Here is a 22446-nt window from a genome sequence, read left to right on the forward strand (position 1 = left end):
GGGCGGGATGTTCCATCATCCTGGCCTATCTGTTTTGCGTGCTCGCGCCGTCCTTCGCGCTCGCATTCGGGGCGCCGTTTCCGTGCCTGACCGATGAGGTGCAGCCCGCCGCCGCGGCGCATGTTCACGCGCCGTCGATGCCGATGGCGCATGCCGAAGGCGTCGCGCACGATCATGCCGCCCACGACCATGACGGCATGCACATGCATCACGCGGCCGGCGCCGCCGAACCGGGTGCCAAGCACAGCCACGACGGCAAGACCGCGCCGGGGCCGTGCTGCGCGTTGATGTGCGTATCGGCGCTGCCGGCCGATCTTCCCTTCGTCGCAACGCCCTTGCACCCGATCGCCACGCGCCTTAGCGAGGCTCGTCAGAGCCTGCGGAGCGAGGCGCCGGCGCGCCTCTATCGTCCCCCCATCGCCTGATCGTTCGCTGACATCGTGGCTGCGCCGCGCGCACGCGGGCGCATGCTGATTGCTCATCTGATGATCGGGACAGATCCATGTATTCGCATCTCGGGGCGAGGCTCGCCGCCGTGGCCACCAGGCTTGGCAACAAGCTTGGCAACGGGCTTGGCCTGCACGCGCCACCCACATTGCTGCCGCGGATGGCCGCCGCCGTCCTCGCATCTGCGCCGCTGGCCGGCTGCATGGCCGACGGCCGGCCGGTTGCCGTCGCAGGCGATCCGGCGAACCCGTCGGCGGGGACGGCCGGTGTCGGCTACCGATCGACGATCGCGCCCTACAGCAGCCTGCGTCCGTCGACGCCGCTGCCCTGGCGCGAGCGCAACGACGGCGTCACGCCGCCGGCCAGTTCGAAGTCGGATCGGTAGGAGGGCGCCATGCGATATCCGGCCATCGCGCCGATCCTGCTGCTGACATCCGCGCTCGCGGGATGCGCGTCTTTCTCGCCCGACAGCGGCATGGGCGTCGTCTCCGAGGTGACCGAGCAGGCGATCGGCAAGGACGTCGCCTTCGTTCGCTCCGCGGGTGAGGCAACGACCGTCGACGCCGCGGTGAAGCGGCTGCTCGCGCGCAATTTGACGGCGGATGCCGCCGTGCAGGTCGCGCTGCTGAACAACAAGGGGCTGCAGGCCGCCTATAACGAGCTGGCGCTGGCGGAGACCGATTACGTCGCCGACAGCCTGCCGCCGAACCCAACCTTCTCGGTCTCCCGCATCACCGGAAACGGCGCCAGCGAGGTCGAGCGGCAGGTGGTCGGCGACATCCTGGCGCTCGCGACCCTTCCGGCCCGCTCCGAGATCGCGCGCGAGCGCTTCCGCCAGGCGCAGCTCAAGGCCGCACTCGCCACCTTGCGGCTCGCCGCTGAGGTGCGGCGTGCCGATGTCGCGGCAGTCGCGGCAAATGAGATGGTCGCGCTGCTGACGGATGCGAAGGCAACCGCGGAGTCGACCGCGCAGCTCGCCAAGAAGCTCGGCGAGACCGGCGGCATGAACAAGCTCGACCAGGCCCGCGAGCAGGTGTTCTACGCCGAGATCACCGCCGACCTCGCCAGCGCGCGGCAGAATGCGGCGAGTTCGCGCGAGCGGCTCGCGCGGCTGCTCGGATTGTGGGATGGCGATCTCGGCTTCCGGATTCCGAACCGGCTGCCGCCGCTGCCCAAGCGGCCGCTGGAACAGCCGTCGATCGAGATAGCCGCGGTCGGTCACCGCGTCGATCTGCAGATCGCGCGGATGGAAATCGTCGCGCTCGCCAAGGCGCTCGATCTCACCGAGGCGACGCGCTTCGTCACGCTGCTCGACGTCGCCGGCATCGACAGGCGGACGCAGGATCCCGAAGGCCCGCCGTTCAGGGAGCGCGGTTTCGACGTCCAGTTCCAGATTCCGATCTTCGACGGCGGCGAGGTGCGCCTGCGCCAGGCGGCCGAGACTTACCGGCAGGCGATGAACCGCCTGACCGAGAAGGCGATCAACGTCCGCTCCGAGGCGCGCGACGCCTACCGCGTCTATCGCTCGACCTACGACATCGCGCGCCATTACCAGCGCGAGGTGCTGCCGTTGCGGCAGATCATCACCGAGGAGATGCAGCTGCGCTTCTCCAGCATGCAGGTCGACGTGTTCGCGCTGCTGACCGAAGCACGGCAGCGGCTCGCCTCACTGCGCGCGGCGATCGACGCCAAGCGCGACTTCCTGCTGGCGCAATCCGAGCTGCAGACCGCGATCAACGGCGGCGGCTCGGCCGGCGCAGCTTCGACACCGTCTTCCATCGCCTCGGCCGCGCAGCCCGCGGCCGGCGGCGGTCATTGAATGGAGCAGCACATGTTTTCACGACGAGGATTTCTGGGCAGCGCGGCGCTGGTCACGGCAAGCGCGGTCAGCGGCCGCGTCCAGGCCGCCGCCATTCCCGAAGCGCCGACCATGGACAAGGTGGTGATGCAGCCGCCGCTGCATCCCACCAGCGGGCCCGACTACCGGCCGGTCGTCACGCTCAACGGCTGGTCGCTGCCGTGGCGGATGAACGGCGACTGGAAGGAATTCCATCTCGTCGCCGAGCCCGTGGTGCGCGAATTCGCCGACGGCATGAAGGCCAATCTGTGGGGCTATAACGGCCAGGCGCCGGGGCCGACCATCGAGGCGGTCGAGGGCGACAAGGTCCGCATCTTCGTCACCAACAGACTGCCGGAGCACACCACGGTGCACTGGCACGGCATGATCGTGCCGTCAGGCATGGACGGCGTCGGCGGGCTCAACCAGCCGCACATCAAGCCCGGCAAGACCTTCGTCTACGAGTTCGAGATGAAGCACAGCGGGACCTTCATGTACCACCCGCATTCCGACGAGATGGTGCAGATGGCGATGGGCATGATGGGCATGTTCATCGTGCACCCGCGCGATCCGGCGTTTCGTCCCGTCGACCGCGACTTCGTCTTCATCATGAGCAGCTACCTCATCGACCCCGGCACCTATCTGCCGAAGGTCAACGAGATGACCGACTTCAACATGTGGACCTGGAACAGCCGCGTCTATCCCGGCATCGATCCGATGCCGATCCGGCTCGGTGACAGGATCCGGGTGCGGATCGGCAACCTGACCATGACCAACCATCCGATCCATGTGCACGGGCACAATTTCGCGGTGACCTGCACCGACGGCGGCTGGGTGCCGGTGTCAGCACAATATCCGGAGACCACGACCGACGTACCGGTCGGCGCGGTCAGGGCGTTCGACATGCTCGCCGACAATCCGGGCGACTGGGCGTTCCACTGCCACAAGTCGCACCACACCATGAACGCGATGGGCCACGACGTCAGAAACTTCATCGGCGTGTCGCGCCAGGATCTGGCGAAGGCGGTCGGCAAGCTCGCGCCTGACGCCATGGTGATGGGGTCGACCGGCATGGCGATGGGCAACATGGAGATGCCCGCGCCCGACAACACGCTGCCGATGATGACCGGCACCGGACAATTCGGGCCGATCGAGATGGGCGGCATGTTCACTGTCATGAAGATCCGCGAGGGGCTCGGCCGCGACGATTACGCCGACCCCGGACCGTACAAATATCCGGCGGGCACGGTTGCCTATGAGGTCGAGGCGCCGGCCGCCGAGCCCGCGCGCCAGCCGCCGGCGGCGCCCGGGCAAAAAGCCAAGCCATCGATGAAGGGAATGAAGATGTAGCGGATCCGGCTCACTCACCAACGACAAGCATCAAACACAGAATGGAGAATCCAGTGAAGCAACTCACCAGCATCGGCGTCGCGCTGATCGCGCTGTCGGTCACCGCCGCGCCGTCACACGGCCACGAGAAGCACGGCCACGATTCCTATTCGGCCGGCGAGCCCGGCGATCCGAGCAAGCCGTCGCGCACGGTCGAGGTCGAGATGAAGGAGATGGAGTTCACGCCGTTCCGCATCGAGGTCAAGCGCGGCGAACAGATTCGCTTCGTGATCCGCAATGCCGGCACCGAGGATCACGAATTCCTGCTCGCGACCACCGAAGAGAATTTGAAGCATGCCGAAGTGATGAAGAAGCATCCGCATATGGAGCATGACGATCCGAACGGCGTTCGCCTCGCACCGAAGAAGAGTGCGGAGATCGTCTGGAAATTCACCAAGACCGGAACGTTCGAATATTCCTGCCTGATTCCGGATCACCGCGACTACGGGATGACCGGCCGCGTCATCGTGAAATGAAACCAGCAACGAAAGAAAGCACAACAACCATGAACAGGATCATCCGGATCGCAGGCGCCGCCTCACTCGCGCTGGCGTTGACATTGAGTGCGCCTTGGGGCGCTGTTTTCGCGCAGGGCGCTGATATCGATGGCGAGGTCAAGAAGATCGACGAGGGTGCCGGGAAGATCACGCTCAAGCACGGCCCGGCCAGGAGCCTTGGCATGGACGAGCCGATGACGATGGTCTACCGGGTCAAGGATCCGGCGCTGCTGAAGCAAGTCAAGGTCGGCGACAAGGTCCGATTCGAGGCCAAGGAGGGCGACGGCGGCTACACCGTCACCGCGATCCAGAAGGCCAAGTGAGGCGACGGCCCGCATCAACAGGTTGGGCTGTCGGCCAAACCCAGCCGGCAGCCCTTGAAACCGCGACGCATGATCGCCAGAGCTGTTCCAGACGGATCGGCTTGAATGCGTTACGTGGCTGGCCTTATCCTGTCGTCTGGAAGGACGAGCAATGAACGATTGCTGCGAGCAGAAGACGACCGAATGCTGCGCACCACCGCCGCTGACGCTGCCGATCAAGGCTCGCGCGCGGGCAGGGGACCGCGATCGCGCGGCCGATTCGTGCGGCTGCTCAGGCGGCGTTCCCGTCTTTGACGGTCTCGATCCGCGCTACAAGCGCGTGCTCTGGACGGTCATCGGCATCAATGGCGCGATGTTCCTGACCGAGATGATTGCGGGTCAGCTCGCCGGATCGCAGGCGCTCAAGGCCGATGCGCTCGACTTCCTTGCCGATACGGTCACCTATGGACTGAGCCTTGCGGTGATCGGCGCCAGCCTGCGTGTGCGCGCCTCCGCTGCGCTGTTGAAGGGCGCGTCGCTGAGCTTGATGGCGCTGTGGGTGTTCGGCTCGACCGTCTACCAGACGTTCGTGCTCGGCGTGCCGAAGGCCGAGGTGATGGGCGCCATCGGCGCGTTGGCACTCGCGGCCAATCTAGGCTCGGTTCTGCTTCTGCTGCCGTACAAGGACGGCGACGCCAATGTCCGCTCGGTCTGGCTCTGCTCGCGCAACGACGCGATCGGAAACCTCATCGTGATGGCGGCCGCTCTCGGCGTGTGGGGATCGGTCTCGGCCTGGCCTGACCTTGCCGTCGCCGCCGTGATGGCGATGATATTCCTCACCTCGTCGGTGCAAATCCTGCGGCAGGCATGGACCGAGTATCGCGAGGCGGCGCTACGCAGCCCGTCAGCGGCGCACGGCTGATGAGGCCGCAAGATAGGCCGCGCCAGGGCAGAAATTTGCCGCGCATTTACCTTAAATGATGGCTCCGGGGGAACGTCCGTGGCAGCGGCGCGTTGCTGTGCATCATTCGAGTGCAGAAGGCCCCCTCCATGACAATCAACGCGGCAATACTGATGGCGGCATTGGTGCTGTCGGGAACCGTGTTGGCGCAGAGCTCTGGCCCTTCGGCCGGCTCGGCGGGGGCCGGGCAGGCCGCCAATGTGACCACCACCGGTCAGGCGCTGAACAGCGCCAAGAAGACCGGCGACAGCGGGCCGCCGGTGGAGAAGGCCGCGCGTCCGGCAAAGCCGGATGCCGGCGCTGCGGGCAACACGGTGGGGGCGAGCCGCCCGCCAAAGCCGGATCGTCGCCTCGAGCATTATCCGTAAATCACCCTCGTAATCCTGGGGACGTCACCGGGTCCGGGCCGGTTCGGCCGCCATCAGTCATGATACCGTCATGCCGCATCGGCTAGCCAAGGCGTTTGGCTGGAACGCGGTGGACAGGTTCATGGCGGGGAAGAACCGGGCCCAATTCCCGGGAATGGATCGGCAGACCGCCGGAGTGCTTCTTGTCCTTGCCGTGGCGCAAGTGTTCGGCTGGGGGACCCTCGGGCTGCCGGCCATTGCCGGTAACCGGATTGCGGCTGATCTCCATATCTCGCTCCCGATGGTGTTTGCCGGCACGTCGACCCTGTACGTGACGATGGGCCTGTGCGGGCCGTTGCTGGCGGAACCGTTCCGGCGCGTTGGCGCGCGGCGCGTCATGATGATCGGCAGCGTGATTGCCGCGCTCGGTTTCGTCGTGCTGGCCTGCGCGCACCAGGCCGAGCTCTACTTCGTCGCTTGGGCAGTCCTCGGTATTGCTGGAAGCGCGGCACTGAGCACGGCCGCCTACATCATGCTGAACGAGGTGGCCGGGCGGAACGCGAAGGGGGCAATCGGCGCGCTGATGCTGGTCACCGGACTTTCCAGCAGCATCTTCTGGCCGACAACCGCGTTCCTCACCGAAGCCATCGGCTGGCGCAGCACCTGCCTGCTCTATGCCGCCGCGATGGTCCTCGTCTGCCTGCCGCTCTACAGCTTCGGGTTGCCGCGGCGCCTCGCCAACGCGGCCGAACCAGCATTGCCACCGGACCGGTCGGCCGCGCCGCCGCCGGCCCGCAGCACGTTCTTTCTGGTGGTCGCAGCAATCGCGCTCAATGCCTTCGTCAGCTTCGGGTTCAGCGCGGTGCTGGTCGAACTGTTGAAGGCGCAGGGGCTGTCGGCACCCGAGGCGGTCGCGTTCGGTTCCACGCTCGGAATCGTGCAGGTGTCGGCACGCGCGATCGACTTCATGGGCGGCGGCCGCTGGGACGGCATCACCACGGGGCTCGTCGCCGGCACGCTGCCGCCGGTCGCGATGCTGATCCTGATCGTCGGCCACGGCAGCCATCTGGCGATTGCGGCTTTCATCCTGATCTATGGCCTCGGCAGCGGCGCGCTTGCGGTCGCACGCGCGACGATTCCGCTGGTGTTCTACGACAGGAGCGCGTTCGCCAAGGCGACGTCGCATATCGCCTTGCCGCTCAACCTGATCTCGGCGGTGGCGCCGCCGGTCCTGGCCGGTCTGCTGACGCGGGTCGGCAGCAATGCCGTGCTCGAGCTGGCGCTGACCTGCTCGATCGGTGCGCTGGTGATGCTCGCCATGCTCGGTCGCCGAAGGCGCGTCGTCGGGATCGGCGCGACGTCGTGAAACGCAGCGCCTTGTCGGCCATGGCGCGTGTGCCCGGCACACTTCTTGCCTTTGAATCTCTTGCCACCGAGCGCGATACAGCGATCGCAAGTGCGCGCTCAAAGCATGACGCGAGAGGTTGCCATGACCCAACGGCGTATCGGCTTTGTCGGCTTCGGCGAGGCCGCGCAATGCTTCGCGGCGCATCTCGCAGGCCGGCACGAATCCGCGCCGCTGGTGTTTTGCGAGGGCAAGACCAATCGTCCGCCATATTCGGAAACGTTCCGGAGCATCGCATCCGCCCGCGGCGTTGAGCTGGTGGACAGCCTGTCTGCGTTGATGGCGCGCGCCGACATCGTGTTCTCCGCGGTCGTGGTCGCAACGGCCGTGCCGGTCGGGCAGGCCATCGCCGGCCTGGTTCGGCCCGGGATGCTGGTGGTCGACGTCAACGCCTCCACGCCCAGAGCCAAGCGGCTGGTGGGCGATGCGGTGACAGCGAACGGTGGTGGCTTCGTCGATGCCAACCTGATGGGCGCGGTCAGCATCTACAGTGCGGCGGTGCCGCTGTACTGCTCGGGCGACGGCGCCGCGCGCTTCGCCGAGCTGTTTGCGCCGTTGGGCTTCACGATCGAGCTCGCCGGCCTAGAGGCCGGCACGGCGGCGGCGGTGAAGATGCTGCGCAGCGTAGTGACCAAGGGCATGGAGGCGCTGATCGTGGAGGCGCTGACCGCCGCCTCGCTCGCGGGGGTGCGCAGCGAAGCGCTGCGTGGCATTTGCGAACCGATGGACGCGACGCGCTACAGCAAATTCGTCGACATGTGCGTGCGCACCGATGTGCTGCACGCCGAGCGCCGCGCCGTCGAGATGGATGGCGTCGCCGATGGGCTGCGCGAGATCGGCTTGCAACCGATCATGACGGAAGCGACCGCCGCACGGCTCAGGACATCGGCGCGGCTCGGCCTGCGCGATGATTTCGCGGCGCGCCAGGCCTACAGCGCCGACGACGTGCTCGATGCGTATGCTGCGAGAATGGCCGATCTCGCTCGCGATTTGTAAATTCGTAGGATGGGTAGAGCGAAGCGAAACCCATCGACTTCGTGCCACGGTGACAGACGATGGGTTTCGCGGAGTTTATCGTCGGGCCGCGCTTTGCGCGGACCGTTGGCTCTACCCATCCTACAGCACAGCAAAAAGCCGGCGCAGTCGTAACGACCACGCCGGCTCGAAAGCGATTGCCTTAACTCAGTAAACCAGGCCGGTGCCCGGGGGCTTCTCCAGCGCTGCGGCGAGCGAGCGATATTCGTCGCTGTTGGTGCCGGCGAGCTGGGCGATGCGGTTCAGGTGGTATTGCGCCTGATCGCGGTTGCCCTGCTCGACCTGCCAGAGGCCGTAATACTGCCAGGTGCGCACATGGGCCGGGTCGGCTTTCAGCGCGCGCTCGTACCAGATCTGCGAGACCTTGTAGTCGCCGAGCTTGCGATAGGAGTAGCCGATCAGGTTGGCGACGTCGGCACGATCATCCTGGCCGAGCGCCTTCAGTTGCTCGATCGCGGCGGTGTAGTCGTGCTTGTCATAGATCGTGGTGTAGGCGGCGCGATAGCCGGCCAGGAACTTCTGATCGTCGATCGCGGAGCTCTTGTCCTTCTTCGCCTTCTTGCCCTTGCTGCTGCCGCTGTCGGAAGCCGGCGGCGAGGGATTGTCGCTGCCCGCGGCATAGGCCGAGATGACCGGCCCGGAGGCGAGCGTCATCGAGAGCACTGCGAGGCCCAAAAACTTCGTCTTCCTGCTCATTCCTGGTTGCTCCTGATCGTTCCTGATCGTGCTCGGTAATCCTACACCGAAGCCTGATGACTTGAACACCCAGGGGTGCAGAACATTCCCGGCCGATCCCACGATTGCGTGATCCTGCTTTTCCGGTGGTGGAGGAGAACATGACAGAGATGTCATTCACATGAATGAAGTCCGTCAGGGTCCTTCAGAACCGGTTCAGTGCGCGGCCCCTAAGGTCACGTGCATTGATCGGTGAGGCCGACCATCCGGCCGGAAACCTCTCGATCCCGACGAGGAGGACCATCATGCTGAAGACGATTTCCGCCGCGCTGCTCGCCATGTCCGTGATCGCAGCGCCCGCGCTCGCCGCCGAGACCGGCAAGGCCGCAACGCCCGCGCCGGCGACCACGACCGCCCCCGCGACCAAGGCTGCCCCCGTCATCAAGAGTGAGCAGCTGCCGTCGAAGGTGCGCAACGCCAACGCCAAGATGCACCACAAGCACTATCGCCATCACCGCCACCACAAGCATATGGGCATGCTGAAGGTGAAGTCGCCGAAGCATGCGACCACGCACGTCCGTGCGAAGGTCGCGACCAAGCACGTCGCGCCGGCCAAACGCGGCTGACCCAAGCGCGGTTGAATCTGATCCGAGGGGCGTAGTTTCGATCCACATTGCCCCGCTGCGCACTTCGGATGCAGAACCGGCCCGTCCGTCCATTGCTTCCCCAATGGCGACGGGCCGGAGTGCGTCCGGCTCCGGTTGTGAACCCGGGCGAGGAATAACCGACTTGCGAATTCCCTTCGGCCGCCCGGCAGTTTATGAGACGCCTCCGGGGATTCAGGGAACAGCGTCGTTTGCGGATTTCATCACAACTGGCAGCCATCCTGCTGCTCTCGCTTCCGCTCGCCGGCTGCCTCACCAGCGACGACGGCGGCGGGCCGACCACCTTCACCGATGACCGGGGCGTCGCCAACCAGCCGTTCCCGGACCGCTACCGCGACCAGATCCTCGCCTTCATGCGGACCTACCTGAACAATCCGGTCGGGGTCCGCGAGGCTGCTATCGCCGAGCCGGCGCAGCGCACGGTCGGCGGCCGGCTGCGCTACGTCGTGTGCCTGCGCTACACCGCGAAAGATACCGACGGCAATTATCGCGCCGCCCGGGAGCGCGGTGTGCTGTTTGTCGACGGCCGGCTCGACCGCATCCTCGACAACCCCGCCGAGCCCTGCGCCGGCGCGTCCTACGCGGCATTTCCGGAACTGGAAAAGATGTCGCGCTAGGGCATGACCCGGAAAAGTGCGAAGCGGTTTTCCGAAAAGATTAATGCCTGAACAAGAGGCACAAGCGCGGTCTGATCGCGCTTCTGCGCGGCGGCTTGTCGCAAGCCTGATCGAAACGTTAGCGAACTCCGATCACTTTTCGGGGAGCGTTGAACTTCAACTTTGCCGTCTGCGACTTACATGGAGCCGAGATGCGGTTGCTTAACCGGTGAAAAATCTCGCTGTGCCAAGGAACAAACGGGCGTTGTTGCGACCCTGTCACAGCTCGGAAACATCACGGGTCCGGCATTGCCCCAAAGCAACCTAATTGAGGTCACGTTGTTTGGCTTAACAGCGCAGCGTTAGTAACGGGGACCAGAAATGAAGAAGTTTTTGTTCGGCACGGTCGCGCTGGCCGCTCTCGCGAGCCCGGCGTTTGCGGCTGATATGCCGGCCCGCACCTATACCAAGGCACCGCCGCCCTATACCGCCCCCGCAGTCGTCTACAACTGGACCGGTTTCTATATCGGCGGCCATGTCGGCGGCGCGTTCACCGACGGCAACAACCTGATGGGCAGCGACGCGCGCTTCATGGGTGGCGTGCAGGGCGGCTTCGACTATCAGTTCGCCCCCAACTGGGTGATGGGCGCCGAGGCGCAGTATTCCTGGCTGCCCAGCTCCTCGAACAATGGCGTGCTGCTCCCGGGCGGAACGCTGGTGACCGGCAACACCGACCAGATCGGTTCGGTGACCGGCCGCCTCGGCTACACCTGGGGCCCGGCGCTGCTCTACGCCAAGGGCGGTTATGCCTGGCGCGACAACAACAACATCACCGCGTCGGTCGGCGGCGTGCCGGCGTCCTTCACCACCGATGGCGGCCACAAGGACGGCTATACGGTGGGCGCGGGCCTCGAATACATGTTCGCCCCGAACTGGTCGGCAAAGGCCGAATATCAGTACTACAATTTCGGCAAGACCAACTTCACCAGCGGCCCGGCCGACCTCGTCGGCACGAGCTTCCGGAACGACGAACATACCGTCAAGCTCGGGGTCAACTACCGCTTCGGTTGGGGCGGCCCGGTCGGCTCCCGCTACTGATCGCATTGTCGTCAATCGAGATCGAAAGGCCGGCCTTCGGGCCGGCTTTTTTGTTGGCCAGCCGCTCGCCCCGGAAATGACGGCGGATGCGGTGAACCCGTAACCCGGATGGAGCGCCAGCGTAATGCGGGGCGGCCGATCCGACGAACGAAGTCCCCGGATTTCGCTCCGGGCTACGACCCCACATTCACCCGATGTTCAGGCCTGATCGTGCAATGCAAAAAATAATTCCTGCATTGCACGGAACTTTCATCGTGCTGCGCTATTATGCGATCGCCGGGCTGGTGGACAAACGAACATGCGTGGTTTTGCGTTAGGGCTGATCATCTCTGCGGTCTCCGTGCCGTGCCTTGCCCAGACTATCCTCAAATCCGAACCCCTGGCGCTCGCGCCTTATGAGGTCGTGTTCGTGCAGGACGCGTCCTGCTCGGCTGGCAAGGTGCTCAAGGTGACCGGCGCGATCCGGGGTCTGCATCGGCGGAAGATTTGCGTTTCGCTCGCCGCCGAACAGGCCTCGCTGGCGACGGCAACCCCATAGGGCGGGGCGACCGCACCCATTGCATCCCCGGTCCGCCGCTGCGCGCCGGCCGGCCAACCCAACGTCTGGTTAGTTCAACCGCGGCTCCAGTCGCGCCTCGCGATCGGCATCGGCCTTGTTCTTGGCCGGATCCTCGTTCGGGTCGAGCTGACACGGCCGGATCTCGTAGTCGTTATCCAGCACCGGGCGAGGTGCGGACTTCTCCTCCTCGGAGACGGCATCCACCACCAGGCCTGATTTCCTGGCCAGCGTCCAGACATCCGCCTCGGTCGGGTAGGCCTTGCTCAGCTTGGCGTCCTGATAAAACAGCGCGTACGGCATTCGTCGTTCCCCAAACAACCGACAACGCGAGCACCCGTTTTGGGTTTCAGGAAATGTCGCCGTTCCGGTCACGGAACCGTGAGCGAGCATTCGCGGCAAGCATCTGAAAATATGAGTCATTTCGGCCCTTTCGCGGAGGGGCCCTGAGTCCTTAACGGGTGGTAAACCCCCGAAAAAAGAATCCCCGGGACTCTCCGGGTAGAATCGCCGGATGCTCCGGTCCATGAGAGCGATCCACCAGCCCCCTTACGAACGCGTGCAGCTCGCGCTCGCGGTTGCGCTGCTCGCGGCCTGCGCCGCGAACGTGGCGCTGGTCTGGTCCTGGCTCTAGATCCCGACTTTTTCCTGGCCCTGGATCTCCCGGCTCTCGCCAAAAATTCGTATGTGGCGGCCGCGCGAAAACGCCGGGGCCGCGCGGCGCCGCTGGCGATTGACGGCACCTGCATTCCTCCCATCATTGCCGGCAGAACAAGCGCCCGCTGCGCCCTGCGCGGACGGGCCGCGATCGGGGAGCTGATATGATCGAAACGCTGAAGGAACGGGTCAACGGCGACGCCGGCCTGGTGCGGCGGGGCCGCTACCTCACCACGACTTTCCTGCTCGAGATCGGCGCGGCCGCCTGGCTGATCGCGATCCATGAGGGCCGGATCGTCGCGGTCACGAAGGGCCCGTTCGTGATGCCCTCGTCGTCGTTTGCGCTGCGCACCTCGGAGGCGGAGTGGGAGCGGTTCTGCGAGCAGCGGCCGCCGCCGGGCTCGAACGACCTGATGGCGCTGATCAAGCGCCGCGTGCTGAAGGCCGAGGGCGAGCTGCAGATCTTCATGGCGAACCTGCGCTACTTCAAGGAGGCGCTCGGCAAGCTGCGCCGCGAGGGAGTGGCCGCATGAGCGCAAAAAGAACCGATCGTCGGCCGCTACATGCATCTGGAGCTGTTCGGCCGGGCCCACCGCGTCTATGTCGAGGAGGCGGGCGAGGGCACGCCGCTGCTCTGCCTGCACACCGCGGGCGCGGACGGGCGGCAATATCGCGGCCTGATGAACGATGCGCGCGTCACGCGCAACCACCGCGTCATCGCCTTCGACATGCCCTGGCACGGCAAGTCGTCGCCGCCGCAGGGCTGGCACGGCGAAGAGTATCAGCTCACCTCCGCGCAATACACGACCATGATCCTGGCGGTGATGGACGCGCTCGACCTCGACAGGCCGATCGTGATCGGCTGCTCGATCGGCGGCCGGATCGCGCTGCATCTCGCGCTCGAGCATCCCGAACGTTTCCGCGCCATCATCGGCCTGCAGGCCGGCGCGCATGTCGATCCCTATTACGACCTGAATTTCCTGCACCGGCCGGACGTGCATGGCGGCGAGGTCGCCGCCGCCATCGTCTCGGGCCTCGTCGGCCCCGACGCACCCGACAAGGAGCGGTGGGAGACGCTGTGGCACTACATGCAAGGCGGCCCCGGCGTGTTCAAGGGCGACCTCTATTTCTACAAGGTCGACGGCGACATCCGTGCCCGCGTCGCCGAGATCGACACGAGGCGTTGCCCGCTGTTCCTGCTGTCGGGCGAGTACGATTATTCCTGCACCCCGGAAGAGACGCTGGCGGTGGCGAACAGCATTGCCGGAGCCGAGGCCACCATCATGAAGGGCCTCGGCCATTTCCCGATGAGCGAAAATCCGGGCGAGTTTCTCAAGCACCTGCTGCCGGTGCTGGAGAAGATCGGCGGCCGCTAGCGCGCGCCTAGGGTTGCTTTGGTCCTCGACCTCGGGCGGCGCGGTATGACAGACTGCGCATCCGCACGATTGGGCGTGAACCGGTTGCGCAGGAGGTCCCCATGCTTCCGAAGGCTGAAGCGGCCTATTTCGCCATTGCCGATATCTCCGGCTATACCAACTTCCTCGCGGCGGTCGAGCTCGACCATGCGCAGGACATCATCGCCGATTTCATGGATACGGTGGTGAAAGCGCTGCGCCCGCCATTCCGCCTCGCCAAGTTCGAAGGCGACGCCGCGTTCGTCTACACCACCGCCGAAAAGATCGACGGCTCGCTGCTGCAGGACGCGATCGAGGGCGCCTATTTCAAATTCCGGCGGCGCCTGCGCAACGTGCGCCAGGCCTCGACTTGCGAGTGTCAGGCCTGCGTCGCGATGGGCGATCTCGATTTCAAGTTCGTTATTCATCATGGCGAGATGGTGAAGCAGAAGATGGGCGGGAGAGAGGAGCTCGCCGGGCGCGACGTCATTCTGGTTCACCGGCTGCTCAAGAACACGATTGGTGAGAAGATCGGCGGGCGCGCATATGCGCTCTACAGCGACGCGGCCATCCGCGCGATGGGGGTCGATCCGGTCGCCCAGGGTCTCATCGCCCATCGCGAGACCATCGACGTCATCGGCGACGTGACGCTGTGGGCGCGCGACCTGGAAGCGGCGTGGCAGCAGGAAGACGCGCAAACCCGGATGCAGGTGACGCGCGACGATGCCTACGCCATGCTGGAATTCGACATCGCTGCGCCGCGGCAGACGGTGTGGGAGTTTTTCACCGTGCCCGGGCAATGGCAGAAATGGTGGGACGCCGACACCATCGTCGAGGATTCCGGCAAGGGACGACGCGGTCCCGGCACCAGGAACCACTGTATGCACGGCAACCATACCGTCGTTGAGGAGATGCTCGATTGGCGCCCGACCGATTATTTTACGGTGGGCATCACGCTTCCAATTCCGGGCGCGCCGCGGATCGTAATGACTCGCGCCGTTCTGGACGGTCCAAACGGAATGACGCATCTGGAACTGCGGGTCGCCAAGCCTAAGCCAAAGGATCGAGAGTTCGTCGACGGCGCCGCCGCCAAATACACCGAACGCATGACCAAGGCGATCGCCGGTTTGCGATCCATGCTGGAGGGGAAGCAGCCCGCGGTGGAAGAGCCGACGCTGACGCGATCGGGCGGACGCTTTCTGACCGAACCTGTGAAATCGGGCGAGCGCGGCTGAAGCCCAACGGACCCGGACCGATCCGGCGAAAAGGGGGGGCGTTTACTTGCCCGAGCGCGGCAGTTCGTTGATCGCGGCGCGGACCTTGGCCATGGTCGTGGTGCAGTATTCCTCGCGCTCCTTCAGGAAGCGCTGCTGCTGGGCGCGGAAATTGGCAACCCGCTCCCGCACCTCGGATCCGAAGTCGCCGCTGATGTCGAGCCTGGCAAATTGCGGCGGCTGCGCCGGTTGAGGCGGGACTTCGACGACCGTCACCGCCAACGGCGACGGGGCGGGGGGCAGGCCCTCGAGCACGGTCGGCACCGGAAGCGGAGGCGGCACGACCGCAGCCCGCACCTCGGCCGCTGGCTTGACGCTGAACGTGGCAATCGCCTCGGCCAGGGCCTGCTCAGCGGCGGTTGGCAACGCGGCGGCGGGTGCAGGCGTAGCAACAGGCGGCGCGGCGTTCGGCTTTGCGGCAGGCGGCACCGCCGTCTGCGGGGCAGGCGCCGGCGGCTCGGTATCGGGCAGCTTGCCCTTGACCGACTGTACGAAGGCCATTGTCTGCGCGATCAGGAGGTCGCGTTCTTTCATCCACTTCATGGCGCACCTTGAGCGCGCGGATTCCAGCAAAGCAACCGTGCGGAATCAAGCGCTCGCCATCATGATGGTTGACGAAGACGCCTGTTTGGTAGGCGCGGTGACATAATTGTGACACGCCGCGCGATCGTGGACGGTCAGCGCTGACGGGGATTGGTGTTCGGCACGAACGGGGTACCGACGATCCGGACCGGGGTCTGGGCCAGTCCCTGATTCGCCGCCGACGCTTGATTCGCGGCCGGCCGAGGCGCGGGGTTCGCCGGCGCGGGTGCCGGATCGAGCAGGGCGACGAGGCCGGCCGCGGCCACGCTGAGCAGCGTGAACGTGCCCAGAAGCAGCAGATTGCGGTCGGATTCGCGGACCCTCATGCGAGGAAAATCCCGTGAGCGGGCATAACGTTCCGAACAAATCCTCAGGGCGTTGCCGAGCGGACTTGGCCTCACCTTAAGAACGAGCATCAGGAGAGGACGAGCCAGCCCAACGGGACCAGGACAGCGACGGTGATGGCCGCGCCGAGCGCCAGGCGGCCGATTTTGTGAAGCGTCGATATCTGCGACGGATCACGCTGCGGTTGCCGATCGAGCCACCGGCCGAACCACCGGATCGGCCAGCCCAAAATCGATCCGATGAGGAGGAGGATGCCTTCAACAGGTTGCACAAGCCTGTCCTCGCAAAGGGGGGCTCGCTGCCCGCGATATCCTGGTGAGCCGGCCGGAACGGGGTGGGGTTCAGTCTAGTGGGCCGCCACCGCGGCGGGTACCTGCTCGGCGCCGCGCGCCTCGATCAGGTCGGCGTAGCGACCATATTCCTCGGCCATTTCCAGCAGCTTCTCGCGCACCGCGGCGTCGGTCACCTGCCGGGCCAGCCGTCGCGCCTGATCGGATTGGAAGCGGTAATGTGCTGTGTCGGACATGGTGGCGGCTCCTCACATATCTGTAAGGGCCACCCGGCAAAGGTTCATCAAGGCGTCATTGCAGCGTCGGTGGGCGATCCGCCGGCGGGGCCGCTGCGGCGGGCCCCGGCTTGTCCTCGCGGACCTCGACCTCGAACCAACCCATCTCCTTCAGCTCGCGTGCCTTCTTCTCGGCCGCGTCTTCGCTGTCGCGCTTCAGCACGATTTGGCTGGTGCCATCTCGGGCAAGGATCAAATAGGTCATTGGCTGAGTCCCACCCCGCATTCTGCATACCCCGTTTGGGGCCGCAAGAACAGAAGCAAGGCGAGGGATGGGTGATCCTACGGGAAGGATCCCACGATTCCTGCCAGGGAGGTGTCGCGGCGGCTTTCCGAACCGGCCCCAGCGGCGCAGCGCCGGTTCGGAAAGGGCGAACTGCCTCAGCGCTTCACCACCACGTCGATGTGGCGGTTTCTGTCGTCCCACCGGCCGCTCTGCAGGCAGCTCTGGCGGTAGCTGTCGCAGACGGCGAGGTCGCCGCCATGGGTGCGATTCCAGGTCTTGCAGGTCGACGCGATGTAGGAGCAGGTGCATTTGCCCGACGCGCATTGGCGCTCGACAGCGGTTTCGGCAGTGGCCGCCGAAATGGTGGCGGCGAAGGTCGCGAGCAGGATCAGCAATCTCATGGTGATTCCTCAAAATGGTGAAGCCTGGTCGGCGACAATTTCCGGCCGATCAGGATTGGCGATGTGCCTTAGCGTTGGGTGCAGACGAAGCGAGTGCCGTTCTTCGTCGTGCCGGTGGCCCGGCTGCCCTTCTTCGCGACGGGATAGTTGTTGCCGTTCGAGAAGCCGGTGAGATGGATGTAGGCGCTATCGCCGCCATCATACGACCCCGAGATCAGACCCGGGGCGGAGCAGGTCCAGCCTGCGGCGCTCACCGGGATGCAGCCGATGGCAAGGAAAGCGAGGGCGAGTGCGATTTTCATGTCACCCTCAAGGCTCATCGATAGCCCGCGCTGAAGTTATGGTCGCGAATGCCGATCGCCTTGGCCTGTGCTGCGGACACCCGATCCCGACACTGGATGTACCTCAGGACCTGCGCGTCGGTGCCCGCGGAGTGAGCGCGCCACATATCGAGCGTGAAGCCGTTCTTGGCCATGCAGGCCTGGGAGTGAGGGCTGTCATTGCGCTCCCTGGCGCTCGCGGGAGCGACGGCCAACGTGGACAGGACAATCGCGGTGCAGAAAACAATCTTCATTTTGAAATTCCCAAAGATGAAAGTGCGGGAACAATAGCCAGCGGGAACAAAATCACAAGTAGTCGTCGCGTGGGTACTCAACGTTCTCGCTAGGGATTCATGCAAGACATTGCGAAGCGCGGAGGTCGTTGCATTGGCTAGCGGTGAGCGCGATCGACGATGCGGCACTCCCGGCAACCGGAATACTACGGCTCGCTCTGTACATTCTCGCTTTGTACATTGTGGGCAATCAGGCGAAGCACTTTGATTGAATCGCGACGACGTGTTCGAATCGCAGCCGGGAATGACGCGCGGCGCAAAGCCGCGCCTATCTGGATGGAGGACGCGATGCCCAGGCACTTCGGTTTGAAGGCAGCATCGGCCGCAGGACGGTCGGCGTTCACGGGGTCATCAAGGGATTTGCAGCAGCGGACTGCTTCGGCGTCGGCATCGAAGAAGCATGCTCCGGACAGCTCTGCAGCGTCGAAGCACGCTCCCCCATGCGCGGAACTGCCGTATTCGCCTGCGAGCTGGCGGGGCTGCCGCGGCCGGCGGTCGATCTCGGCAGACTGAAGCTGGGTCGCGGCGGCCAGGATGGCGGGAATCCAAGCCAATTGGTGCCGGCTGAGGGGATTGAACCCCCGACCTTCAGTTTACAAAACTGCTGCTCTACCGCTGAGCTAAGCCGGCGAATTGGGAATGATTTGCGCGCTCGCATAGCAGACTTGGCGCGCCAGAGCCAGAACCAAGGCCAGAACCGCCAAGGCCAGGATCCCAAGCAGAGCCCGAAGGCCGGAACGTGTGCGGGCCGGATTCCATCACTCGGCGCGCATTGGCCTGGCAGCAAAAAGGCGGCCCGCAGGCCGCCCTTTTTCGCCATCGGCCTTTCAACTGAGCTACTGGCAGGGATGCCGGCGGCCGTCGCTGCCGCGGAACCAGGTGCCGGGGGTGCAGACAAAGCCGTTCTGCCGGGCATATTCGGCGCCGCCGATCGGGGCGGTGGCGACGGCAGCCGCCGTGCCGACCGCGCCGCCGACGACGCCACCGGCCACGCGGGCCGCAGCGTCGACAGGCGCGAACGGGCCGGGGTCATAGCGGTTGTAGCTGCCCTGCCAGTCGCGGTCGCGCCGATCGATGCGCTGGTGATAGGCGGTGCGGGTGCCTGGTGCCATCGCCTGGCATCGGGCGTCCGGCCAGGCATTCGAGCAGCGCGCGGCGGTGCCGATCGTCTGTTGCGCCATCGCCGGGCTCGCCAGTGCCGAGGCGAGCAGGGCTGCTGCGCCGAGGATTCTGAATTGTGTCATGCAAGGCCTCCTCTCGTCGTGGTGGACGGCTAATTTCGCTGTGCCGTGCTCGTTCCGCCGCGGCCTTGCCCTGCGTTCAAACCAGTGTGAAGTTCCGCAGGCCCGTGCGCAGGATGCGTTCCGGAGCATGCTGCCTTGGACGAGAATTGCGTGTACAGCGGTGAGCGAACTGATGTCGGTGCCGACGCGGGGGATTGATGTTCGGAATCTTGAGTCTTGGCTTTCTGCTCGGCATGCAGCATGCGCTGGAGCCGGATCATATCGCCGCGGTATCGAGCATCGCGGCCCGCCGCACCCATGTCGGTGACATCGTCAAGCACGGGCTGACCTGGGGGCTTGGCCACACGCTCACTTTGTTCATCTTTGCCGGCGCCGCGATCCTGCTCGGGCGCGCGATCCCGGAAACGGTCGCACAGCCGATCGAGACCGCGGTCGGCATCATGCTGGTCGGCCTCGGCGCGCATGTGTGGTGGCGGCTGTGGCGCGACCGCGTGCACTTCCACACCCATTCGCATGGCGACGGCACCACGCACTTCCACGCCCACAGCCATGCCGGTGAAGCCGTGGCGGTTACGTCCACCGTGGCGCCTGCGCCCACCGTTGCGCTTGCGTCCACCGTGCCGCACGTCCGCGCCGCGCACAGCCATGCGCACGGCTTCCGCTGGCGCACGCTCCTGGTCGGCCTGATGCACGGCATGGCCGGCTCGGCGGCGCTGTTGGTGCTGACGGTGTCGCAGGCCCCAAGTCCAGTGATCGGGCTCGGCTATGTCGCGCTGTTCGGCATCGGCTCGATGATCGGCATGGGCGTGCTGTCCAGCGTGATCGCGGTGCCGCTCGCAGCGTCGGCGCGCTGGCTGACCTGGGCCAATCGCGGCCTGCAAATGGCGGTCGGCGCGGTCACGATCGCGATCGGCGTCCACTCGATCGTCGAGAACGCCTTCACCTGACGGGTAGGCGCCTCCTCGTTTGAGCATGAAAACCGCTTCGCACTCCGGATCATGCTCCCGGCCGCCCGTTAACGATTTCTGATTCCGCACGGCCGCATTGACCGGATGCCGATGCTTACGCGTTAGGCTTACCGGCAGTTTGGCCGGCGTCCTTAACCCTTCCGCCAAGCCGTTGGATTAGGTTGCGGGAAACAATTCGGGACGCTGGGTGAACATGCGCGCAAGTCTTGCGCTGGCGATATTGGCTGCGATGACCTCGACGGCGCTGGCCGGCGGCGGCTTCGACATTGTCGTGCCGGTGCGGCCCGGCGTACCGATCATCATTAACGGCGTCGACGCGTCCTACGCGGTGGTCGAAAGCGCGATGGGGCTCGCGCGCAACGAGTCGATGGTGCCGACCGTCTATGGCGGCCGCCCGATCGATCCCCAGCCGAATGTCGGCCACTATTATCCGAGCCTCGGCCGCATGCCGGGTTACGGACGCCTCGAGATCGAGCCGCCGGCCAACCGCCGCCTGCCCAAGCCGGCCGAGAGCTATCATCAATCGTGGGGTGCGGAATCGGCTCCGCTGCCGGCACAGTCCAACGTGCCGGTCGATCCGCCGCCGGTGATCTACGCGCCGGAGTTCAACGGGCCGCGGCCGCTGCCGCGCCCGTTCCCGCGGCCACCGCGACCCCGAGGATTCTGAAATCGACTGCCCGAAATCAAGAGCCCCGCGAAACGGGGGTCCTGAATAGCCATCAAGAGCTACGCGACGAACAGAGAGACCTACAGGAGAGAGTAATGCGTCAAATGATCAAAGGACTGATTGCGGCGGTGGCCGTCATGCTGACCGCGCCCGCAATGGCGTGCGGTTTCAACCCTTGCGGCTATTCCGCGCCCATCGTGAATTACGGCTGCGGTGGTTGCGGTGGCTACGGCTACGGCTACGGCGCCGTCGAACGTCTGCCCGACCCGGATGCCGCTTATCCCAGCGCGGCGCAGCAGTATTATTACGTCAACCAGGGACCGACCTACACCGGTCCGGGCAACTGGGCGCCGCGTCCGTACTACCGCGAAGGCTACGGCCGCCCGTATTACGGCTATCGCCGCTATGGCTACCGTCACTACGGTTACCGCCACCACTACGGCTATCGTTCGCACTACGGCTATCGCTACGGCCGCTACGGCCATCCGGTGCTGCGCCGCTACTACTGACCGGCGATCGATCGAAGACATCAGCGCCCGTTCGCGTCACGCGAGCGGGCGTTTGTCGTTCACATCAGCCCGAGCCGGCTGGCGCCGATATAGAGCGCGAGCACACAGGCGTTCGACACGTTGAGGCTCTTGATCTCGCCGGGCATGTCGAGGCGGGCGACGAGGCGGCAGGTCTCGCGCGTCAATTGCCGCAAGCCCTTGCCTTCGGCGCCGAGCACCAGCGCGAGCGGCGCTTGCAGCGCGGCCTTGCCGAGATCCTCGGTGCCCTCGCTGTCGAGGCCGACGGTCTGGAAGCCGCGCTCGTTCAGCTCGTTCAGCGCGCGCGCCAGGTTCTGCACGGTGACAACAGGCACGAGCTCAAGCGCGCCGGAGGCGGACTTCGCCAGCACGCCGGTCGCCTCCGGGCTGTGACGGGCGGTGGTGACGATCGCCTTCACCGCGAACGCCGCGGCCGAGCGCAGGATGGCGCCGACATTGTGCGGATCGGTGATCTGGTCGAGCACCAGCACGATGCCCTCCAGCGGCAGCGTGTCGATGCCGGGCGAGGGCAGGGGATCGGCCTCCGCCAGGAGGCCCTGATGCACCGCATCGGGGGTGAGGCGCCGGTCGATCTCGCTGGGCCGGACGATCTCGGGGGCGACGCGGGTCGCGATGTTTTCGTCGGCGAGGCGCTTGGCCGCGTTCTCGGTGAGGTAAAGCTTGCGGATATGGCGGTCGGGGTTGGCAAGCGCGGCCGACACCGTGTGCCAGCCATACAGAATCACCGGCCCGTCGGAACCGGATTCGCGGTCCCGCCAGGCCGGCGGGCGGCCGAATTTCGGCCCTTTTTGGAAGGGTTTACCGCCCTTGCCTCGGAAATTGGGTTTGCGGTCGCGATCGCTCATGTGAGGCTTGTGTCACGGCTCCCGAATATTGGCAATTTTACACAGCGTTTTCGAGCGAAGCGGGGTCCGGTTCGCTCGAAGAAAACGCGACAAAACAAGAATCTAGCCGCAAGACTCACGACTTTGGAACAGAGTTCGCCCGAGCCTGCAAAAGTATCCCAAATAGACCGCTGGCTTGGTTGACTTTGGGGACCGCCTTCCCCCATAAACGCGCCCGACCGCGCACCCGCTTCGGGTCGGCCGGTTATCAGCGTCATTTCGATGACCCGGTCCGCCGCCACTCGCGCGGCCGGTCTGATGCTGTTGG

General features: G+C 65.4%; 33 protein-coding genes and 1 tRNA gene. 20 read left to right on the forward strand and 14 right to left on the reverse strand.

Annotated features, from left to right (window positions below; genetic code table 11):
* The 10 genes from AC1VNY_RS37900 to AC1VNY_RS37945 form a co-directional block, all read left to right on the forward strand.
* Window positions 1–425, forward strand: a 425-nt coding sequence (locus tag AC1VNY_RS37900; RefSeq protein WP_482408989.1) for a hypothetical protein, incomplete at its 5' end; no start/stop codon positions are given.
* A 77-nt stretch (window positions 426–502) separates the two neighbouring features.
* Entirely contained in the window at window positions 503–832 is a 330-nt protein-coding gene (locus tag AC1VNY_RS37905) for a hypothetical protein (RefSeq protein WP_482408990.1), read from the forward strand.
* Window positions 833–841: 9 nt separating this feature from the next.
* On the forward strand, window positions 842–2266 hold the full coding sequence (locus tag AC1VNY_RS37910) for a TolC family protein (RefSeq protein WP_482408991.1): 1425 nt from the start codon (window positions 842–844) through the stop codon (window positions 2264–2266).
* Between the two features lie 12 nt (window positions 2267–2278).
* Window positions 2279–3634 carry a multicopper oxidase family protein gene (locus tag AC1VNY_RS37915; RefSeq protein WP_482408992.1) on the forward strand — a complete coding sequence of 452 codons (1356 nt, stop codon included), beginning with the start codon at window positions 2279–2281 and terminating at the stop codon, window positions 3632–3634.
* Between the two features lie 41 nt (window positions 3635–3675).
* Window positions 3676–4149, forward strand: a complete 474-nt coding sequence (locus tag AC1VNY_RS37920) for a cupredoxin domain-containing protein (RefSeq protein ID WP_482408993.1) — start codon at window positions 3676–3678, stop codon at window positions 4147–4149.
* Window positions 4150–4178: 29 nt separating this feature from the next.
* Complete coding sequence (locus tag AC1VNY_RS37925; RefSeq protein ID WP_028342652.1) at window positions 4179–4493, forward strand: copper-binding protein; 315 nt, start codon at window positions 4179–4181, stop codon at window positions 4491–4493.
* A gap of 151 nt (window positions 4494–4644) precedes the next feature.
* Window positions 4645–5394: a cation efflux transmembrane domain-containing protein gene (locus AC1VNY_RS37930; protein ID WP_482408994.1), complete on the forward strand. Its 750-nt coding sequence runs from the start codon at window positions 4645–4647 to the stop codon at window positions 5392–5394.
* 128 nt (window positions 5395–5522) lie between these two features.
* Entirely contained in the window at window positions 5523–5801 is a 279-nt protein-coding gene (locus tag AC1VNY_RS37935) for a hypothetical protein (protein WP_137479897.1), read from the forward strand.
* A gap of 121 nt (window positions 5802–5922) precedes the next feature.
* Window positions 5923–7146 carry an MFS transporter gene (locus AC1VNY_RS37940; RefSeq protein ID WP_482409016.1) on the forward strand — a complete coding sequence of 408 codons (1224 nt, stop codon included), beginning with the start codon at window positions 5923–5925 and terminating at the stop codon, window positions 7144–7146.
* 123 nt (window positions 7147–7269) lie between these two features.
* Window positions 7270–8181, forward strand: a complete 912-nt coding sequence (locus AC1VNY_RS37945) for an NAD(P)-dependent oxidoreductase (protein WP_482408995.1) — start codon at window positions 7270–7272, stop codon at window positions 8179–8181.
* Window positions 8182–8367: 186 nt separating this feature from the next.
* Here AC1VNY_RS37945 and AC1VNY_RS37950 read toward each other — a convergent pair whose 3' ends face one another.
* A complete protein-coding gene (locus AC1VNY_RS37950; protein ID WP_028335359.1) occupies window positions 8368–8916 on the reverse strand; it encodes a tetratricopeptide repeat protein in 549 nt (182 codons plus the stop codon).
* A 284-nt stretch (window positions 8917–9200) separates the two neighbouring features.
* On the opposite strand from AC1VNY_RS37950, the gene AC1VNY_RS37955 reads away from it, so the two are divergent.
* From AC1VNY_RS37955 to AC1VNY_RS37970, 4 genes are all read left to right on the forward strand, one after another.
* Window positions 9201–9521: a His-rich protein BRANT gene (locus tag AC1VNY_RS37955; RefSeq protein ID WP_038383214.1), complete on the forward strand. Its 321-nt coding sequence runs from the start codon at window positions 9201–9203 to the stop codon at window positions 9519–9521.
* Window positions 9522–9751: 230 nt separating this feature from the next.
* Entirely contained in the window at window positions 9752–10177 is a 426-nt protein-coding gene (locus AC1VNY_RS37960; protein ID WP_482408996.1) for a hypothetical protein, read from the forward strand.
* Window positions 10178–10537: 360 nt separating this feature from the next.
* Window positions 10538–11254 carry an outer membrane protein gene (locus AC1VNY_RS37965; RefSeq protein ID WP_028342645.1) on the forward strand — a complete coding sequence of 239 codons (717 nt, stop codon included), beginning with the start codon at window positions 10538–10540 and terminating at the stop codon, window positions 11252–11254.
* Between the two features lie 298 nt (window positions 11255–11552).
* Window positions 11553–11792, forward strand: a complete 240-nt coding sequence (locus AC1VNY_RS37970; protein WP_038383205.1) for a hypothetical protein — start codon at window positions 11553–11555, stop codon at window positions 11790–11792.
* 69 nt (window positions 11793–11861) lie between these two features.
* On the opposite strand, the gene AC1VNY_RS37975 is transcribed toward AC1VNY_RS37970, so the two are convergent.
* The gene (locus AC1VNY_RS37975) at window positions 11862–12113 is read right to left on the reverse strand and encodes a hypothetical protein (RefSeq protein ID WP_028342643.1); all 252 of its coding nucleotides are present in this window, start codon (window positions 12111–12113) and stop codon (window positions 11862–11864) included.
* A gap of 518 nt (window positions 12114–12631) precedes the next feature.
* On the opposite strand from AC1VNY_RS37975, the gene AC1VNY_RS37980 reads away from it, so the two are divergent.
* The 3 genes from AC1VNY_RS37980 to AC1VNY_RS37990 all read left to right on the forward strand — a co-directional run bounded on the left by AC1VNY_RS37980 (window position 12632) and on the right by AC1VNY_RS37990 (window position 15096).
* Window positions 12632–13000, forward strand: coding sequence for a hypothetical protein (locus tag AC1VNY_RS37980; protein WP_482408997.1), 369 nt, complete (start codon window positions 12632–12634; stop codon window positions 12998–13000).
* A gap of 30 nt (window positions 13001–13030) precedes the next feature.
* The gene (locus AC1VNY_RS37985; protein WP_482408998.1) at window positions 13031–13843 is read left to right on the forward strand and encodes an alpha/beta fold hydrolase; all 813 of its coding nucleotides are present in this window, start codon (window positions 13031–13033) and stop codon (window positions 13841–13843) included.
* Between the two features lie 101 nt (window positions 13844–13944).
* Window positions 13945–15096: a DUF2652 domain-containing protein gene (locus tag AC1VNY_RS37990; RefSeq protein ID WP_482408999.1), complete on the forward strand. Its 1152-nt coding sequence runs from the start codon at window positions 13945–13947 to the stop codon at window positions 15094–15096.
* 42 nt (window positions 15097–15138) lie between these two features.
* Here AC1VNY_RS37990 and AC1VNY_RS37995 read toward each other — a convergent pair whose 3' ends face one another.
* From AC1VNY_RS37995 to AC1VNY_RS38045, 11 genes are all read right to left on the reverse strand, one after another.
* Window positions 15139–15678 carry a hypothetical protein gene (locus AC1VNY_RS37995; protein WP_482409000.1) on the reverse strand — a complete coding sequence of 180 codons (540 nt, stop codon included), beginning with the start codon at window positions 15676–15678 and terminating at the stop codon, window positions 15139–15141.
* A gap of 134 nt (window positions 15679–15812) precedes the next feature.
* A complete protein-coding gene (locus tag AC1VNY_RS38000) occupies window positions 15813–16043 on the reverse strand; it encodes a hypothetical protein (RefSeq protein ID WP_482409001.1) in 231 nt (76 codons plus the stop codon).
* An 89-nt stretch (window positions 16044–16132) separates the two neighbouring features.
* Complete coding sequence (locus AC1VNY_RS38005; RefSeq protein ID WP_482409002.1) at window positions 16133–16333, reverse strand: hypothetical protein; 201 nt, start codon at window positions 16331–16333, stop codon at window positions 16133–16135.
* A gap of 75 nt (window positions 16334–16408) precedes the next feature.
* Complete coding sequence (locus AC1VNY_RS38010) at window positions 16409–16588, reverse strand: hypothetical protein (protein WP_482409003.1); 180 nt, start codon at window positions 16586–16588, stop codon at window positions 16409–16411.
* 55 nt (window positions 16589–16643) lie between these two features.
* Window positions 16644–16832 (reverse strand): hypothetical protein, encoded by a 189-nt coding sequence (locus AC1VNY_RS38015; protein ID WP_482409004.1) that lies wholly within the window; start codon window positions 16830–16832, stop codon window positions 16644–16646.
* A gap of 176 nt (window positions 16833–17008) precedes the next feature.
* On the reverse strand, window positions 17009–17254 hold the full coding sequence (locus tag AC1VNY_RS38020) for a hypothetical protein (protein WP_212058314.1): 246 nt from the start codon (window positions 17252–17254) through the stop codon (window positions 17009–17011).
* 68 nt (window positions 17255–17322) lie between these two features.
* Entirely contained in the window at window positions 17323–17556 is a 234-nt protein-coding gene (locus tag AC1VNY_RS38025; protein WP_482409005.1) for a hypothetical protein, read from the reverse strand.
* Window positions 17557–17570: 14 nt separating this feature from the next.
* The gene (locus AC1VNY_RS38030) at window positions 17571–17828 is read right to left on the reverse strand and encodes a hypothetical protein (RefSeq protein ID WP_411782148.1); all 258 of its coding nucleotides are present in this window, start codon (window positions 17826–17828) and stop codon (window positions 17571–17573) included.
* 185 nt (window positions 17829–18013) lie between these two features.
* A complete protein-coding gene (locus AC1VNY_RS38035; RefSeq protein ID WP_482409006.1) occupies window positions 18014–18421 on the reverse strand; it encodes a hypothetical protein in 408 nt (135 codons plus the stop codon).
* Between the two features lies 1 nt (window position 18422).
* A tRNA-Thr gene (locus AC1VNY_RS38040) sits at window positions 18423–18497 on the reverse strand.
* Between the two features lie 206 nt (window positions 18498–18703).
* The gene (locus AC1VNY_RS38045; protein ID WP_482409007.1) at window positions 18704–19111 is read right to left on the reverse strand and encodes a hypothetical protein; all 408 of its coding nucleotides are present in this window, start codon (window positions 19109–19111) and stop codon (window positions 18704–18706) included.
* Between the two features lie 197 nt (window positions 19112–19308).
* Here AC1VNY_RS38045 and AC1VNY_RS38050 point away from each other — a divergent pair, with 197 nt between their 5' ends.
* From AC1VNY_RS38050 to AC1VNY_RS38060, 3 genes are all read left to right on the forward strand, one after another.
* Window positions 19309–20058 (forward strand): sulfite exporter TauE/SafE family protein, encoded by a 750-nt coding sequence (locus AC1VNY_RS38050; RefSeq protein WP_482409008.1) that lies wholly within the window; start codon window positions 19309–19311, stop codon window positions 20056–20058.
* 214 nt (window positions 20059–20272) lie between these two features.
* Window positions 20273–20746 carry a hypothetical protein gene (locus AC1VNY_RS38055; protein ID WP_018272262.1) on the forward strand — a complete coding sequence of 158 codons (474 nt, stop codon included), beginning with the start codon at window positions 20273–20275 and terminating at the stop codon, window positions 20744–20746.
* Between the two features lie 95 nt (window positions 20747–20841).
* On the forward strand, window positions 20842–21255 hold the full coding sequence (locus tag AC1VNY_RS38060; RefSeq protein ID WP_482409009.1) for a hypothetical protein: 414 nt from the start codon (window positions 20842–20844) through the stop codon (window positions 21253–21255).
* Between the two features lie 59 nt (window positions 21256–21314).
* Here the strand turns inward: AC1VNY_RS38060 and rlmB are convergent, their stop codons facing one another.
* Window positions 21315–22139 carry a 23S rRNA (guanosine(2251)-2'-O)-methyltransferase RlmB gene (rlmB, locus tag AC1VNY_RS38065; RefSeq protein WP_482409010.1) on the reverse strand — a complete coding sequence of 275 codons (825 nt, stop codon included), beginning with the start codon at window positions 22137–22139 and terminating at the stop codon, window positions 21315–21317.
* Window positions 22140–22446: the final 307 nt, after the last annotated feature.

The sequence above is a fragment of the Bradyrhizobium ferriligni genome, assembly GCF_056837965.1.